The following is a 16,068-nucleotide window of genomic DNA, read 5'->3' as shown; positions in this document are numbered from 1 at the left end:
GGCCCGCACCACCTCCCGATGCACTCCCGACTGCGACCGAGCCAACGACTCCAACACCTCACGTTGTCCTGTCGACATCTCCAACGCAGGCACGGGTGGTCTCATGACGAAATCGTACCCAACCTATCACCATTTTATTGCCGGACACACCACTAGTACTTGCGGATGTACACCAGAATCACCGGCTGCAGTGAGTTGGGCAGGTGTTTGTTGAGCCACTTGACCGCCCGGTAGACGAGTGGCTTTCCGAAGTGGTACGCCGGCTCCGACGACACGTAGCTGACAAACACAAGGGCGTGCTCCCCGAACGCCTTCCGCAGGAGGGCGGCGGTGTTCAGCCGGTAATGGGTGGGGAAGACGACCTCTGCCTTTCGCCCGGCTGAATCTTGCTGAGGGCGCCGACGTGCCGTCTGTTGGGCACCATTCTGGCCGCCACGGCGAAGTAGCCGAACTTGTTCGGGGTGAAAGCCGCAATCAAGCCCCCGGGTTTGACGATGCGCAGCAATTCCCGCGCAAGCCATTCTGGGTCCTCGATGTGCTCGAACACCCGAACGGGCGAATACGATGTCGAAATTATTGTCCGGATATGGCAACGGCTTTCCCGGCTCGATGACCTCCGCGTGGTCCAAGAACGGGTTGGTCAGCACCACCGGGTCGATGTCGCATCCCTCCACATGGGCGCAGCGGCCCTGAAGATTGCTCAGCCCCGCCGGTAGGAGTTGTCGTCGTCGAGCAGCGGCTCGCCGCGACCCGCGCCGAAATCGAGCACGCAGTCGGTGGGCTTCAGCACGGCGGCGATCTGGATATAGAACGAAATCATGCCGTCCACGTGACTGAACCCGCCGATATTCGCCCCGGGGTAGAAGCGTCGTAGAAGACCCTGGTTGTCGACCGCGGCAGTATAAAGACCTTCGCCCTGCCTGCTCCTATCTTTCCCGACGGGGCGACCAATGCGGTCAGTTCAGCCAAAACCTCGGCGTGCGATGGGTAGAGTTCAATGCGGCGCGGTATGTGGAGGCGTGCACAGGGTCTGAGGGCTGGCTGCTCGGCGACGCAATGGGAAGGTATGTATACGTGCATGCATTAAACAGTGGGCAGCCGGTGACGGCCACGTTCGGCGCCGACGGCGACGAGGCGCCGCAGCGAGTGCGGGTGGACCGGCGAGGTTGACGCGTTGAGGGTGCTGCAGGTCGTGACGCTGGTCTCCGGGGTCGGCGCGTTCGGCGGGCCGACGCGGGTGGCGGTAAACCAGTGCGAGGCGCTGCACGCGCGTGGCCACGACACGCTGCTCGTCGGCGGCAGCGCCGACCTGCCGCTGTCGACCTCGCGGATGGGCGCGGCGTCGGTGCGGCTTTTCCCGACCCGGCGCGTCGCCGGCTCCAAGCCGATGTCCTACCTGTGGTCCCCGTCGATGCTGCGCTGGCTGTGGCGCCACGTCGGCGATTTCGACGTGGTGCACGTGCACCTGGCCCGCGACGGGGTGGCCCTACCCGCCGCCGTCATCGCGCGCCGACGGCGACGCCCGTATGTGGTGCAGACCCACGGCATGGTGATCCCGCGCAGCGGAATCGCGCAGCGGGCGGTGGACCGGCTGGCCACCCGCCGCGTGCTGCGCCACGCGGCCACCGTGTTCGCGCTGCGCACCGAAGAGATCGGCCAGCTGACCGCGGTGCTGGGTGCGCCACGCCGAATCGACCTGCTGCCCAATGGCATCGCACTGCCACCCGCGGCGGCTGTGGCCAGCCTTTCGAACGGCCCGGAGTTTTTGTTTCTGGCGCGGCTGCATCCGCGCAAACGGGCGCCGGTGTTCGTCGACGCGGCCGCCGCGCTGCTGTCGACCGGGTTGCAGGCGTCGTTCACGCTGGTCGGGCCCGACGAAGGGGACGGCGCGGCGGTCAGCTCGGCCATCGCCGAATTCGCCGCCCGCCACCCCCACCGCGCCGACGCACTGCGCTGGACCGGAGCCCTTGCGCCGGAGGAGATCTCGGCACGCATGGCCGCTGCCTACGCCTACGTGCTGCCGTCGGTCGACGAACCATTCCCAATGACGGTGCTCGAGGCGATGGCCGCTGGTAAGCCCGTCATCGTCACCGACAGCAACGGCCTAGCCGGAGCCGTCCGCGACTACGGCGCCGGCATCGTCGTGCCCGGCGACTCTGCGCAGGCGCTGGTTGAGGCGATGCAGCGGCTGGCATCCGAGCCGACGCTGGCTGAGCGGATGGGCCGGCACGCGCTGGCCGCGGTGCGCGAGAAGTTCAGCATCGACGCGGTGGCCGACACTCTCGAAGGCAGGTATCGAGCGGCCACCACCACGACAAAGGCCATTCATCCCGCCCGACGAGAGGAATCCCACGGTTGAGCACCCAGCCCCACAGTGACAACAGCCGACCGAATCCTTGGTTGTCGCTTTTTGCGTGGCTGCTGCCAACCTCGTCGCTGAAGACGTGGGCGCTGCGCAAGCTGGGAAATGACATCTCCGACGACGCGATCATCGGCCCCAACCTCGTCATCGGCTGTGGCAGGTTCCGCGTCGGCGAAGGCACGGTGATCGACCCGTTCAATCTGTTTAAGGGGCTTTCACGGGTGAATCTGGGCTCCCGGGTGCGCATCGGACGCTACAACCAAATCTCTGCTGCGCCGGAGTACCAGCGTTTCAGCGACAAAGGTGGGTGCGTTCGTCATGCACGACATGAGCCTTTTGACATACCGGCACTACATCGACTGCTCGGGGCAGGTGGTCATCGGCTATCACGCGGTGGTCGCCGGCATGCGCACGATCGTGCAGAGTCACGAGTTCGACCTGGAACAGTCGGTTGCGACGGTCGGCAGGGTGATGGTCGGCGAGTACGCGCAGACCGGGACGCGCTGCCTGCTGCTCAAAAATTCGGTCGTGCCACCGTACTCAGTGCTGGCCGCCGGGACGGTGCTGGCTAAGCAGCGCGACGACGCGGAGATGAAGCCGGGCCTCTACGGGGGGACGCCCTCCAAGTTCATCCGGGAACTGCGGTACGGGGCCTGGTATCAGGGCGACCACTTCCACATTCACCCGGTGAAACCGTTCGACGATCACATGTTTGAGGTGGACGGCAGGTGAGTAGGTGGGCAGAAGCACCGGCGCGCCACCCGGCCCCGACGGCGCGCCCTACGCCGTCAACTTCCGCGCCGCTACGCCGATCTCCTGGCAGTACCTGCACCTGCGCGTGTTGACGCTGGGCGGTCCCACCGCGCCGCCCGCTGTGGTCAACGGCGCGCTGACGCAGGGGGCGTCGCTGACCGACGGGGTGGCCACCTACTTCGAACCCCAGTCGCCACAGCTGGTTCGGCGCATGGGCGTGTAAGCCGGGTTTCCTCCCGCCGGTGACCAGCATGACCAGCATTCCGCGGTGGGGATGATCATCGCCGACGGGCCGCTACCCGACATGATGTCCTCGACTGTCCGGCCCAACCTGGGAGTGCACTTCGTGGCGACGGACAACTCGTGGGGGTCGACGTATGGCCGTCCAGGGGCACCAAGGAGCGGCTAGCCGCCGAACTTTTCGACGCGTCGAACTCCACCGGCCCGATGCGCTACGAGCTGTGGCGCGGCGATTCGTCAGTGCGCTTGGTGCAGCCAGACGGCAAGGCCGTCGTGATTCGCGACGAGCGGATCGGCCGCTTCTTCGGACGGTCGATGGCGTGGGAGCTCTAAACCCCAGCACGCCATGTCATGAACGGCAGACCAGTTCCGACGAAGAGGTGGCCAGTTCGTTGCACCATATTTCGTAGCGGCGTATGGCACTACCGCGGTCGAGCATTTCCCGTGAGTACCGCTTGCCCGCTTCCCCGAAATGCTTGGCCGCGGTTTTGTTTCTGCCGATGGTCAGCGCTGCGTCGAGCAAGGCACGCGGGTCGGCGGGCGCGACAATCACACCGGCTCCGGCGGCCCGGACTTCACCGGCGGCAGCACTCGACTGATCTGTTGCGGCCACGACCGGCTTGCCGGTCGTGAAGTAGGTAGTGAGCTTGCTCGGCACAGCCATTTCCCCCACACCCGGCTTCTCATTAACCAGCAGAACGTCCGCCGTGTGCAGGACATCGCGGAATGCCTTGTCCGGCAATGGATTGATGAACTCAAGCGAGGGAATACCCTTTCCGTCCTGCTGGAGTCTGCGCCGCTGGTTTCCATCGCCGAGCAGGACGAACCGAATCGTTCCTGCTGGCATCTCGGTGGCGGCCAGCCTGGCGGCGGCAACCACATTCTCCAAGCCCTGCTTGACCCCCATGTTTCCGGCATGCACGACAATCAGTTCATCAACACCCCACCCGTATTGTCGACGTACCTTCATCGACTCGTCGGATGTCGGACTATCCGAGACACCGAGATGTGTCCAGTTACGAATAATCGTCAATGCGGAGTTGTCGATGCCGAACGCGTTGAGGCTGGTGGCGAAGCGGTCATGGATGACAGCCACTCCCGAGGCCCCGCGCAACACCCTCGCCTCGAATTGCGCCGCCATGTCAGCCGACTTACCGCCCATCGCACCGGTCTCGACAACTCCCTTGCCGTACAGATCTTGGACGACGACTCCAACGGGTATTCTTCGCAGTCGGGCGGCAGCGACGACGCCAGCCGTCGCTAAGAGCGCCGGACTCACGGCGATGACAACCGACGGCCGGTCGAACTTTCTGACCAGCGCTGCTCTGGCGAAGCTCGCTTCCATGCGAATCCTGTTGCGCGGGCTGGGGTTGCGGGGTACATAGTGCCTCAACCGGTCAATCGTCACTCCGTTGACGATCTCCCGGTATGACCGCCTAGAGCGATATGCGTCGTAGATCCGCCATTCCGGATAGTGCGGCAGACCGGTGACCACATTGACGTTGTGCCCGCATGCGGCCAACCCTTCCGCCATCCCCGTGGTATACGGAGCTATCCCAGTCAACTCCGGAAAGTAATTGATTCCAACGATTTTGATCTTCACGACTCCACCTTCGTGTGGCCGCGCGGTGCCAGGATCGTGGTTGCTTCCGGGACATCACGGGTAACCAACGCAGTGGCGCCGACTGTCGCGCCGTCGGCGACGCGGACTCCACGCAGTATCGTCGCCCGCGTGGCGATCCACACCGAGTCTCCGATGAAGATCGGCGCATTGTCGAACTCCAATGTGGGGCTGAATCTGTCGTGGCCGCCGCTGCATAGCAGAACTGCTTGAGAGATGCAGGTATTCGATCCGATGACCACCGGCTCGGCGTTGATGATCCAGGTCGATTCACCAATCCAGGTGTCGTTTCCGATCTCCAATTTCCAGGGCCAGTCGATTTTGACGTCGTGTTTTATGAGTGTGCCGGTTCCGATTCGGGCACCGAACCCGCGCAGTACGAGTACTCGAAGCCGGTTAGGACACCACCACTGCATGGTGAGGGGCGAGACCAGCAGCCATAGCATGTGCACGGGCCATGGCACGCCCCTGGGACGGCCCTCACCGGTGAAGTCTCGTAGCGAGAAGCGCGCGCCCGGCGACGGGCGCAGATCTGATTCGCGTTGTTGAGTCATCGGGTTCTCCGCAACCATGCCTTTACCAGCAGCTTTCTTCAGCGGCGAACCTGAGAATTCGCCGGCGGTGCGGTGCCTTGGGATCGGTCGCATCCGTGTTGTGATAACCGGTCGAGATTAGGCCGGCGATAACGAGGACGGCTCCGGTAGTCGTTCGAGCCGATTTAAGTGGTGCTGCGCCGGCCACGCTACACCGTTGTCCAGGCATGATGAGTCCGATACCAATCGACAGTGTCGGCGATTCCCTCGTCTAGGGAAATTCGAGCTTTCCAGCCGGTTTCACTCAAGAGACTGACGTCCAACAGCTTTCGCGGCGTGCCGTCGGGCTTACTCGTGTCCCAGCGTGTCTCTCCGGTGTAACCCACTGCGTGAGCGACTTTTTGGGCGAGCTCGAGAATTGTGAGATCGGTCCCGGTGCCGACGTTGACCTGGCTTGGCCCGTCGTAGTTTTCCAGCAGGTGCAGGCATGCCGAGGCCATGTCGTCAACGTGAAGAAATTCGCGCCGAGGCGTTCCACTGCCCCAGTTGGTGACAATCCGCTGACCAGAAGTCTTCGCGTCGTCATAGCGGCGGACCAATGCAGGCAACACGTGGGAGGTGTTTTCCGAGAAATTGTCGTTTGGCCCGTAGAGGTTCGTCGGCATTGCCGAGATCCAGGGAAGCTGATACTGGCGACGCACGGATTGGACATGGATGATTCCTGCGATCTTCGCGATCGCATATGCGTCGTTGGTCGGTTCGAGTGCGCCGGTAAGCAGGGAATCCTCAGTGATCGGCTGCGAGGCAAATTTGGGATAAATGCACGAAGACCCAAGGAATAAAAGGCGTTTCACCCGTTGACTGAGAGCCGCGTCTAGAACGTTGACTTGGATTTGCAGGTTTTCAGAGATGAAGTCGACAGGCATGGTGCTGTTGGCCAGGATCCCGCCGACCCGGGCCGCCGCCATAACGACGACCTGCGGCCTTGCTTCCCGGAAGAACGCGAACGTCGCACGCCGATCCGTCAGATCGAGTTCCTCGTGTGTGCGGGTAAGGATGTTGGCGAAGCCCTGTGTCGTGAGGTAGCGACAAATCGCCGAGCCAACCATTCCCCGATGGCCGGCCACGAATACCGGTACGTTCCGGTCCAACGGATCGGGTGTAAATCGCTTGTCCCCCACGGCGGCTCAACTCCAGGCCAGCAGGACCGGCGTGTCGATCCGGGGGCTGCCGGCGCATTTCAGTTCCGCGATGTCCGCGTCGACCATGATCCGTGCCAGCTCCGGAGCCCTCACCGACGCCCGCCACCCGACAACTCGCTCCGCTTTGCTTGCGTCGCCGATTAACGCATCGACCTCCGTCGGCCTTAGATAGCGATCGTCGAATCGAACGTGTTCGGTCCAATCCAGATCCGCGTGGGCGAACGCCGCTTCCACGAAGTCGCGAACCGTGTAGGCATCGCCGGTAGCCAGCACGTAGTCAGTGGGCTCGTCCGCCTGCAACATCCGCCACATGCCTTCCACATACTCTGGTGCGTATCCCCAATCGCGGATGGCGTCAAGATTTCCCAGATAAACGTACTGGTCGAGCCCAGCCTTGATCCGGGCCACGGCGCGCGTGATCTTTCGAGTCACAAACGTTTCGCCACGGCGTGGCGACTCGTGATTGAACAATATTCCGTTAACCGTGAACATTCCATACGCTTCACGGTAGTTTCGCGTCATCCAATAGGCGTAGACCTTTGCCGCACCGTAGGGTGAACGCGGATAAAAGTCGGTTTGCTCGTTTTGCGGTGGCGGAGACGCCCCGAACATCTCCGAACTGGAGGCCTGATACAACCGGCAATTCACCTTGCCAATGCGGAGAGCCTCGAGGAGACGGACCGAACCCAACCCGGTGATGTCGCCGGTGTGTTCGGGCTCGTCAAAGCTGACGCGAACATGGGACTGAGCTGCGAGGTTGTAGACCTCGTCGGGTTCGATTTTCGACAAGAGGGTGACGAGACGTGTGCCGTCGCTAAGGTCGCCATAGTGTAGGAACAGTCTGGCGTCCGGTTGGTGAGAATCGACATAGAGATGGTCGATACGGTGGGTGTTGAAAGTGGACGCACGGCGGATCAGACCATGTACTTCGTACCCTTTTCGCAGCAGTAGCTCTGCCAGGTAAGAGCCATCTTGGCCGGTAATTCCGCTAATCAAGGCTTTTTTCATGAATTGTTCCTCCGCAGCCGAGTCTCCGCGGCGTCGTCAAACGGGGTGTTGTCGGTCATTTAAACAGGCTCCCTCTCTGGCCAGCGCGGTCTTAAAGTTCGCTCGCACGCAACAGGATCCCGGTCCCAAGTTCCGAGATCGTATTGCCGCGGCGAGGGCGACTGACGGCGCGAACGGCATTCGCCACATCGACCGCCATGGGTGTCAATGTGATGCCCGCGGGCTACGTGCCACGATTCCCGGCCGATACCAGGCGCTGGCGAGGGAGCGCCAGCACGTCGTGTGACATCGCCCAGCACTTTCGTCTTCCTTGTCGTGGGCGATCGAACAGCGAACCACCCGAAACCGTTGATCCAGATATCAGCAATATTACATACTTTTTAGATGGATGCAAGTCGAATCGAATACGCGCAGTATCTAAGTGTTCGCAACCAGACATGCGGTTGGGAACCGTTGGCGGCGTCACGGAGTGGGCGCGCGGATCGCGATGCTGACGTCAGCTGGTCGTGCTCAGCGGTGCCGCGCCCCTGTGATGGACCCAGTGCTCTTACTCGCTCGTCCGGAACTTATGCGAGCAGCACACATGCTGTGTGGCGGACGGCTAACGGTGCATTGAGCGCGAGATGGCCCCGGCTCGAACAGCTTGCCACTTTCAATTCGGTTGGCGTAACAGGGAGAGACGCGCATCAGCCGTGGCTGAGGTGGGCCCGGATGGCAGAGATGGTGGCCGCGGTGGCGTCCGCGCTTCCGCCTCCAAAATGGGCGATACCGGCAAAGCCGTGCGTAAGTGCATCGAACTGCCGATGATCGACCGTGACGCCGGCCGAGCGTAGGGCCACGGCGTATTCGTTACCCTCGTCGCGCAGTGGATCGAATCCTGCGGTGAGCACTAGAGCGGGGGCCAATCCAGATAAATCAGCGGCCCTCAACGGCGATACCCGTGCATCGTCGGCTGCAAGGCCCGTGCCGCCCAGATACAGGTCTACGTTCCGCTCCTCCTGCAGCTTGGACAGGAAGAACCCGTCCGAGAACAAGGTGCGCGACCGGGTCTTCGCGGAGAGGTCGAGGACCGGATAGAGCAGCACTTGCAGCGTCGGCTGCGGAATACCCTCTTCGCGGCTACGCAGCGCGACGAGGGCTGCCAGGTTTCCGCCGGCGCTGTCACCGCCAACGCCGATTCGGGACGGGTCAGCGCCCAGTTCGGCGGCGTGTTCACGTGCCCATCGATAGGCCGCGACGCAGTCGTCGACCGCAGCCGGGGCGCTGTGTTCGGGTGCGAGCCGGTAGTCCACCGACAACACGTGTATCGCGGCGTCTCTGCAAATCATCCGACACAGTCCGTCGTGGGATTCGATGTCGCCCACAACAAAACCACCGCCGTGGAAGAAGAGAAGTAGCGGGGCCGCCTCCGCGACGGCCGGTCGATAGTGTCGCGCTCGAAGGGGGCTGTCGGGGCCGGGAATCGTGAGGTCGGTGGTGGGGACGGCTACGTGGGTGTTCATCGCCGCATGCGATTTCCGCATCAAGGCGCGGGCAACTTCCGGATCGCCATCAGCCGAGAGACCGCCAGTACGCGTGCTTCGTCGGGCGATCAGTATCAACTGAAGCGTGGCGTCAAGAGTGTTGCCGTCGATGGTGATCCTTCTGCCGCCGGTCAGGAGGCGTTTCAGCCAGGGCGGAATCCACGGCATGACCTTGACACCGACGCCACGCGCGGCGTTTTTCACCGCGAGAGGGCGGGCTTTGGGCCGCTTGTGTGTTATGGCTGCCTCCGTGTGAACTGCGAAGTGACTTCCTCGGGCACTGTATTCGACCGCGGCATACGAGGCGGGCAGCAGCGACTAGGTCGGGTGCGCCCGCCATGTTTATATACCGACAATCCACCTCAGTAGCGGATATTCATGCCATAAGATAGCATTGAAGCTCGTTAACAAACTAGTAGTCTCCAGCCGAGGTAGCGTCTCGGACTCGGACCAGGGATCTGACGGATACGCATAGGTTGACAGCCGAAACATGACCAGCATTTCATCCTCAGACTCAACCGAATTGGGATACGGCATGCAGGCGCTGCAGCCGACACGACCCACGGGAACAACCGAACGTCTGCTCGCTGTGCTCTCTCGCTCTCGCCTGAGACCATCGACCATCGCAGATGAGACCGTCAGCCGGGTTATTCGGCTCAGCCTGCTGCGTGCCGAGCAAGGACCGACCGCAGCGGTTTTGAAAGTAGCCCGCAGCGTGCTGGGAGCCGCGGAACTGCGCAGGCAGACGCGCGCGCTCGCCGAACTGGCCTTGCACCCAGGACTCGACGCAGAATGGCGCGAACTGCTGCCGCGGACCCTGACCTTCGACGAGCGCACCGATGCGACCGTGTCCGTAGAGTCCTATCTGCCGGGGATAGGGCTGGCCGACGTGCTGGCGCGCTACCCGGATCGGGCCGAGGAGCTGACCGCTGCGGCCCTAAGCGCCATCGCACCGCTGCACCGGCGGACTGCCACGTTCGTGGTCGTCGACGACTTTAGCTTGCTACGGCAGTGGGTCATCGAACCACTCGCGTGCCTGACGGAGCTGTGCCGACGGCACGATCCCCGCCTAGTTCCCGAGGTGGACCGGCTCCAAACGATACTGCGGCAGGCCTTCGTCCGCCGACATATGCGGGTGAGCTGGACGCACGGCAACTACACCCCACGCAACGTTCGAGTGGCGGGCGTGCAGGGCCCAGTCACCGGCATTGTGGACTGGGGCGGGGCTGGGCCCAGCCGGCTGGCGCTGATCGATGAGTACCTGATGATCCTGACCGCGAGCTGCCAGGTGGAGCGAGCCGATCTAGGCACGGTCGTCACTGAGCGGCTACGGGCAGGCGGCCTCTCAGACCACGAGCGCAATGCATTGCGTGCCGCACGCGACCGATCGAACACGGACAGTGGCGACCGTGAACGCATCGATGAATGCGTCGACGAGCGCATTGCCATTCTGCTGACCTGGCTGCACCATGCTGTCGACTTGTGCCGCAAGCGGCCCACCGATCGAAACCACCACATCTGGGCCACCACCGTGGCTCCGGTGCTTAACTATGCCGCCGTATTCGACTTCTTGGGCACATGCGACGGCTGAACGGCGTTCGTCTTTTAAGCTCAGTGACTCCAGTACGATCCGCAGGCTGGATGTAACCCCATCACAGGTAGAACCCTTCTATCGTCGAGGACTCCGTCGCCTGATTGACGACAACACCAAGCACCAGTATGTCGATCGCCTTCATCGCGGCGACCAGTCGACATAGCGAAAGTGTCGTGTTAGCGATCGGCCGCACGACAAGTACCACGGCGTCCGCCGCGGAGAGCGCCAGTTGGGCATCGATCGACTCGTGGAACGCAGGTGTGTCGATCAGGATGACGTCGCTCTCGAGGAGCAAGGTGTCGGGACCGCGGATCTCGGTAGCCAGCGCTGCTGTTGAGCACGACACGGTTGTCACCGGATCGGTTCGGTTGCCCGTCTTCGCTAAAGCAGATCCCGCAACAACCGGCTTGGCCTCCTCCAACTCCCGGTTGGGCGCGTCCAAACTCCCGACACCTGCCGCACGTCCACGTTCGGCGAACGCTCGCGCAAGCGCCCGCGTCGCAACAGTGCTTCCGTCTCCGCGATGGCCGGCCATAACCGCGACGACGGGTGGGATTTCGGCTTTGATTCTGGGTATACGCTGCAGCACGGAGTCGACATTGAGGCTGAGTCGCAATGCCGCCTGTTTGAATTCCTCGGATTCTTCGAATGCTTCGCCGACGTCGCCATTGGAACCGAGCGCTCGGGTTTTGGGCAGCTTGCCGACGATGTCACATCCGGTGATTTCCTCGACCTGGCGTCGCGACCTCACCTTGTTGTCGAAGCGTTCAAGGAACCAGATGAAGCTGGCCGCAACGAGCAGGGCCATGGTGAGAGCCGCGAACGCGACCATCGACGTCGGATATCCAGAAACCTTGGCGCTGGCCGGATCCGCCCTGGTCACCACCTTAACCAGGGGCCCAACTCTCGGGTCACCCGCGACGTTTTCGATTTTGGCAATGTAGGTGGCCAGGACGTCGCCGTATCCGTTGGCGATATTGGCCGCGTGCTGGGCATTGCTATCGGTGATTGAAACATCGATCAGCACCGTGCTTTTCACCGGGGTCGCTGAAACTTTGGACGCAAGCTGTTGTGCCGTGATATTCAGGCCAAGCTTATCGACCACCATTTGTGCCAGCTCTTCGCTGTGAAACATCTTGACGTATGTTTGCGCCCTCTGCCGGGAGAACAGATCGCCCTGGTATGCACCCACGGACGTCTTCACATCCGGGGCCCGGAGGAACAACTCGGTGGTCGCAACGTAATTCTTTTCGGCGCTGACATGGTAGACCGTCACACCAAGTACGGCGACGGCCAGGCACGCAAACACGATCGGCCATCGCTGCCGGAACCTCGCCCAGCCTCTTGTCAATAGCTCCATTGTTCTCCGCTCGCGTTGTTTGACTGACTCATACGGGTTCACGTCGGGGATCGAACTGCGGCATCTCGACATGCTTTGTGAACTCCCGATCGGCAACAACCACCCGTCCCAGGCACATGCCCTGGGCTAAGCCGAGCAGCCTTTCGCTTTCCCGGAGCTCCGCCGCGGCGGTTTGCGGCACCGGGTCGACCAGGATCGATGCGCCGACTTGGCTCGCCATGTCGACGGCATCGGCCGACTCCAGTACCGCCGGGCCGACCACGATGACATACCGGTAACGACGGGACAGGTCGATCAGAAGGTTGCGCATCTTCGAGCCGGTAAGTTCTTTTGTCGGATTTGCTGGCGCGGTGCCCGCCGGAATCCAGCCGATTCCGCTCTGTTCGTCCGACTGGATGGCCGAGTCCAGAGCCAACGGTGTGCAGAGCAGGTCGCCCAGGCCGACGGTCGAGTCGTCGTGTCGGGCGGTGAAATCGGCGCATACAACGACGGTGGGCGATCCTGCTTCCGTGAAGGCGGTCGCGATTAACGCGGCGAGAATGCTGGTCGCCGGGGTGGCCCGGGGCGATGTGATCACGAACGAGTGAGCTTCGGCCTCAGTTAGGCGGTTGGCAATTTCCAAGCGAAGCAGCTTGGCGTCGTGGTGGACCTCGTCGAGAGTTAGGTGGTCCTCGGCAGTGAGCACACCGAGCACTCCCGGGAGTTCACCGGTACGGGTGCCGTCGCCCCGGAATCGCACTAGCTCCGGGCTTTCTCGCCGGGCGGCATACACGGCGAGCCAGGCCAACCCCAACAGGAACCCGATGATCGCTCCGCACGCGATGTTCGGCAGTGTTCGCGGCGAGAGGGGATATGACGGAACGGACGCCGGTTCGGTGAGCACCGGTTGAACCGGAGACACAGTGGTATAGGGCGGGCGCTCGAGTTCTTTGATGACGTCGATGGTTTGCTGCGCAGTCGCATCGGCGATCATCGCCGCCTTCACCGGGGAGGCGTCTTGGGCCAGCACTTCTAATACCACCGTGTCGGGGACCATGCGGCCGGTTACCTTCTTGGCGAGGTCTTCCCCGGACTGGCCCAGCCGCAATCGTTCCTTAACGCGGTCAGTGACCAGCGGTGTTGACACCAGCCGTGCGTAGCTCCCCATGCGCTGCTGGGTGAATTCGTCACCGTATGTCTGCGAGTTTTGCGTGGCGTAGCCCCCACCCGCATCCCCCGCTGTTTCATCGGGGATAACCGCGGTGGAGTCGTTCCAGTACGGCGTCGCGATGACAATCTTCGTGGTTGCCTCATAGACCACCGGCAGCATCAAGTTGATCAGGCCGGCAGCGGCAGCGCCCAATAAGGTCCATGTGATCAGCACCAAGGACTTGCTGCGCATGAGGGCGAGCAACGCGACCATATCCGTCATGATCCGAACCCCATTAGCTTCAGGTTCTCGATGATCTTGTTGGCGCAGTAGGTCTCACCGTTGCCGTTGAGGTGGGTGCCGTCCTGCCCCAGCAGTGGCTTCACATCGATGTCGCGATACCAGCCCTGCGCCACGGGATCGATCACGTACGCACCCACGCTTTCGGCCGTGCGGCGAAGTCCGTCCGCCACGGCGGGATAGTTTGCTGTCTCATCCGCCGTGGCGGAGGCGGGAAGCATGATTACGATCTTGGCCTTCGGCCAGTCCGAGCGAACCTTCCTGATGTACTCATCGGCTGCCGCCACCACCGGCTCCGGTGGTTCGCCGAGGTCATTTCGACCGCCGTCGATGAGGACGTAGTCGACGCGGTAGGTCGCCACATCGCCATCGAGGCGATCAATGAACGGGACGCGCTCAGGATTGTGCATGTCGACGCTGCGGACAAAGCCGGTCCCGTCTCGGCCATCGAGGGCCAAACTCCAGTCCATGCGGTCGGCGACCAAATCGGGATAGATGATGGCATACGAGTCGCGGACGACGAGCAACGTGGGCTTGTAGTCGAACATCATTGAGGCCAACGGCGCGACGTGGTGAGGTTCGGCTTGGCCGTGCGGGGGCTCGGTGCTGTGCAACCCGCAGTAGGCCAGGCCGACGACATTCGACGCCAACACCGCGACGACAGTCACATTGATTGCGCGACGTGCGCCGCGCAGCGTGTTACGCGCAGACATAATCGGCCCTTAGCTGCTCCCCGCCCAACCCGGGCAGTAGTTCGGGGACGACGTCGGGCGCACGAGGTCGCGCCTTTGGCTTCTTTCGCTGCGAAACGAAAGCTGAGAACGCCAGAGTGGCACACAGGGTAGTAGTGGCCTGCAAAAACGAGCCGCGCAGCAGAATCATCAAGTAGAACGGCAGAATGCATCCAAGCAGACCTGGCATTCGGTAGAGGTTGAGTTCAGCGTTCAATCGGGTGTCCCAGCGATGCAGGGCGAAGCCCAGGGCGAACATTCCGACGGCGAGCACCACCCAGCTACCATTCAGATAGAACTCGATCCACAAGGGTGCAGATAAATTAGTGAAGAAGTAGCCGCGCCCCTCCGCGATGTATCCCCCCGTGTCCTCCGGTTTGGCGGTCCACAAAGTCCTTGGCACCCAAAAAAGCAGCACACCGGAGAATTGCTTCAAAGGCACAATTCCGTCCCGCGCGGCAACCAGATATCCGTTCATCAATTGCGCGAAGGAGTCGTAATCACCTGTCAGCAGCGACTGGATGGGATTCGTCGACTTCAGCTGACCCTCGCTGCTGCCGCGGAATGCGTCGGCGAGCGGGAAGATCAGGAGCATCCCGACCAGAAACCCGCACGCGGTAAAGCGGAAACGCTGCCTCGTAGCAAATAGTCCAAACGCGGTGGCGACGGAAAGGAATGCCGTGCCAAAGTAGTAACGCGGGTTGGATATCGGGTTCATAACGACGGCCAGGAAAATACCTACGACGACGAGCAGCACCATGTTGCTGCGCATGACAATTGAGGAGATATTCTCGCCCCTCATACGTGCGCTCTTCGCTTCTCTACGGACGCGTATCAGCGCTAGAAAGGCTACGAGCGGTGCCGTCGCAGCAGCCCCTCGCATGATCGGGAATGTGGCGGATTGCCCCCAGGCATCGTTTTGGCCCATAGCTACTTCCGTACGGCTCTGCAGAAAGATGGTCCAGCCGAGGTGTGAGAGGAAGTAGATGTCGATGACAATGGCAATCACGGAAAGCGCAATGGTGCGTGGGTAATTGATGGTTAATACCTGCTTGACGACGTCATAGGTGCGCTCGGCGTTCCGACGCCGCCGCACTGACCCGACGCTGTCAAAACCGGCCCCGGCGAGGAATGCGCCACATCCGACGAGGACGATCAGCCCGGCCGCGGCGACGTAGGTGCCGTCGATGCGGGGAACGGTGAGGGGCCAGAAGTCTAGTCGAAGCTGAGCCAGTGGGGCCAAGCCCAGAAAAATGTAGCTGTAGCACCAGAACATCATTTCGAACAGCCGCTGTTCACCCTTGCCTATCAAGAAGGCGAACCGTGCGGCGGAGATTGCTATCGCCGGAAGCGACCACAACCAGGACGCGTGAGTGGGAATTCCGGTGGCGCGGATGATCGCTACGGGGGCGAACACTGCCATCGTGGCAAAAACGAACAGCGCGATAAGCGCCCCGTTCACCTGTGTCGTCTCACCCAGGCGCAGCCTTGTCGCGAGTGGCAGCGGTCGTGGCATGCCGACCTGCACAAGGTCGTTGGGGGCGGCGACAGCCCCCGCTGCATGCGACGAATACGGTGCCACCCGCTGGCGGCGGTCCGGTCTCGAGGGGCCGGTCGGCGTGGCCCACGGCTTGAACCGGAGCAGTGCCAACGCCGTGACGAACGTGGTCGCTGTCACGAGACCAACCGCGACCCCCACCGCCGTTCGGAAA

The 16,068-nt window shown here is 62.3% G+C and carries 16 protein-coding genes; 5 read left to right on the top strand and 11 right to left on the bottom strand.

Annotated elements, in window-relative coordinates:
* Positions 1-152: 152 nt before the first annotated feature.
* Both ACLP9N_RS09805 and ACLP9N_RS09800 read right to left on the bottom strand, forming a co-directional pair.
* Positions 153-290, bottom strand: a complete 138-nt coding sequence (locus tag ACLP9N_RS09805; RefSeq protein WP_442407223.1) for a hypothetical protein — start codon at positions 288-290, stop codon at positions 153-155.
* A gap of 44 nt (positions 291-334) precedes the next feature.
* Positions 335-547, bottom strand: a complete 213-nt coding sequence (locus ACLP9N_RS09800) for a hypothetical protein (RefSeq protein ID WP_442407222.1) — start codon at positions 545-547, stop codon at positions 335-337.
* 633 nt (positions 548-1,180) lie between these two features.
* On the opposite strand from ACLP9N_RS09800, the gene ACLP9N_RS09795 reads away from it, so the two are divergent.
* The 4 genes from ACLP9N_RS09795 (at position 1,181) to ACLP9N_RS09780 (ending at position 3,688) form a co-directional block, all read left to right on the top strand.
* Entirely contained in the window at positions 1,181-2,359 is a 1,179-nt protein-coding gene (locus ACLP9N_RS09795; protein ID WP_442407224.1) for a glycosyltransferase, read from the top strand.
* A 330-nt stretch (positions 2,360-2,689) separates the two neighbouring features.
* A complete protein-coding gene (locus ACLP9N_RS09790) occupies positions 2,690-3,094 on the top strand; it encodes a hypothetical protein (RefSeq protein ID WP_442407221.1) in 405 nt (134 codons plus the stop codon).
* A 4-nt stretch (positions 3,095-3,098) separates the two neighbouring features.
* Positions 3,099-3,338, top strand: coding sequence for a hypothetical protein (locus tag ACLP9N_RS09785; protein ID WP_442407220.1), 240 nt, complete (start codon positions 3,099-3,101; stop codon positions 3,336-3,338).
* A 140-nt stretch (positions 3,339-3,478) separates the two neighbouring features.
* Entirely contained in the window at positions 3,479-3,688 is a 210-nt protein-coding gene (locus ACLP9N_RS09780) for a hypothetical protein (protein ID WP_442407219.1), read from the top strand.
* Between the two features lie 16 nt (positions 3,689-3,704).
* On the opposite strand, the gene ACLP9N_RS09775 is transcribed toward ACLP9N_RS09780, so the two are convergent.
* The 5 genes from ACLP9N_RS09775 to ACLP9N_RS09755 all read right to left on the bottom strand — a co-directional run bounded on the left by ACLP9N_RS09775 (position 3,705) and on the right by ACLP9N_RS09755 (position 9,446).
* Positions 3,705-4,958 (bottom strand): WcaI family glycosyltransferase, encoded by a 1,254-nt coding sequence (locus ACLP9N_RS09775; RefSeq protein ID WP_442407218.1) that lies wholly within the window; start codon positions 4,956-4,958, stop codon positions 3,705-3,707.
* Positions 4,955-5,530 carry a putative colanic acid biosynthesis acetyltransferase gene (locus ACLP9N_RS09770; protein WP_442407217.1) on the bottom strand — a complete coding sequence of 192 codons (576 nt, stop codon included), beginning with the start codon at positions 5,528-5,530 and terminating at the stop codon, positions 4,955-4,957. The genes ACLP9N_RS09775 and ACLP9N_RS09770 overlap by 4 nt, the downstream gene beginning before the upstream one ends.
* 188 nt (positions 5,531-5,718) lie before the next feature.
* A complete protein-coding gene (locus ACLP9N_RS09765; protein WP_442407216.1) occupies positions 5,719-6,690 on the bottom strand; it encodes a GDP-L-fucose synthase family protein in 972 nt (323 codons plus the stop codon).
* 6 nt (positions 6,691-6,696) lie between these two features.
* Positions 6,697-7,719 carry a GDP-mannose 4,6-dehydratase gene (gene gmd, locus ACLP9N_RS09760; RefSeq protein ID WP_442407215.1) on the bottom strand — a complete coding sequence of 341 codons (1,023 nt, stop codon included), beginning with the start codon at positions 7,717-7,719 and terminating at the stop codon, positions 6,697-6,699.
* Positions 7,720-8,405: 686 nt separating this feature from the next.
* Positions 8,406-9,446: an alpha/beta hydrolase gene (locus tag ACLP9N_RS09755; RefSeq protein WP_442407214.1), complete on the bottom strand. Its 1,041-nt coding sequence runs from the start codon at positions 9,444-9,446 to the stop codon at positions 8,406-8,408.
* A 286-nt stretch (positions 9,447-9,732) separates the two neighbouring features.
* Here ACLP9N_RS09755 and ACLP9N_RS09750 point away from each other — a divergent pair, with 286 nt between their 5' ends.
* A complete protein-coding gene (locus tag ACLP9N_RS09750; protein WP_442407213.1) occupies positions 9,733-10,833 on the top strand; it encodes a phosphotransferase family protein in 1,101 nt (366 codons plus the stop codon).
* Between the two features lie 61 nt (positions 10,834-10,894).
* Here ACLP9N_RS09750 and ACLP9N_RS09745 read toward each other — a convergent pair whose 3' ends face one another.
* From ACLP9N_RS09745 to ACLP9N_RS09730, 4 genes are all read right to left on the bottom strand, one after another.
* Positions 10,895-12,196, bottom strand: coding sequence for a hypothetical protein (locus ACLP9N_RS09745; protein ID WP_442407212.1), 1,302 nt, complete (start codon positions 12,194-12,196; stop codon positions 10,895-10,897).
* Between the two features lie 28 nt (positions 12,197-12,224).
* Positions 12,225-13,607 (bottom strand): hypothetical protein, encoded by a 1,383-nt coding sequence (locus ACLP9N_RS09740; protein WP_442407211.1) that lies wholly within the window; start codon positions 13,605-13,607, stop codon positions 12,225-12,227.
* Complete coding sequence (locus ACLP9N_RS09735) at positions 13,604-14,338, bottom strand: SGNH/GDSL hydrolase family protein (RefSeq protein ID WP_442407210.1); 735 nt, start codon at positions 14,336-14,338, stop codon at positions 13,604-13,606. The genes ACLP9N_RS09740 and ACLP9N_RS09735 overlap by 4 nt, the downstream gene beginning before the upstream one ends.
* Positions 14,325-16,068: hypothetical protein (locus ACLP9N_RS09730; protein WP_442407209.1), on the bottom strand; the 1,744-nt coding region annotated here is incomplete at its 5' end. The genes ACLP9N_RS09735 and ACLP9N_RS09730, both read right to left, overlap by 14 nt.

The sequence above is a fragment of the Mycobacterium sp. genome (assembly GCF_052144515.1).
GTDB lineage: Bacteria > Actinomycetota > Actinomycetes > Mycobacteriales > Mycobacteriaceae > Mycobacterium.
This window is presented reverse-complemented; position numbering and strand designations above follow the sequence as displayed.

Coding starts and splice junctions, on each gene's coding strand:
- gmd (WP_442407215.1), bottom strand. CDS start 7,719: ATGAAAAAAGCCTTGATTAGCGGAATTACCGGCCAAGATGGCTCTTAC.
- ACLP9N_RS09740 (WP_442407211.1), bottom strand. CDS start 13,607: ATGACGGATATGGTCGCGTTGCTCGCCCTCATGCGCAGCAAGTCCTTG.
- ACLP9N_RS09735 (WP_442407210.1), bottom strand. CDS start 14,338: ATGTCTGCGCGTAACACGCTGCGCGGCGCACGTCGCGCAATCAATGTG.
- ACLP9N_RS09790 (WP_442407221.1), top strand. CDS start 2,690: ATGAGCCTTTTGACATACCGGCACTACATCGACTGCTCGGGGCAGGTG.
- ACLP9N_RS09745 (WP_442407212.1), bottom strand. CDS start 12,196: ATGGAGCTATTGACAAGAGGCTGGGCGAGGTTCCGGCAGCGATGGCCG.
- ACLP9N_RS09750 (WP_442407213.1), top strand. CDS start 9,733: ATGACCAGCATTTCATCCTCAGACTCAACCGAATTGGGATACGGCATG.
- ACLP9N_RS09770 (WP_442407217.1), bottom strand. CDS start 5,530: ATGACTCAACAACGCGAATCAGATCTGCGCCCGTCGCCGGGCGCGCGC.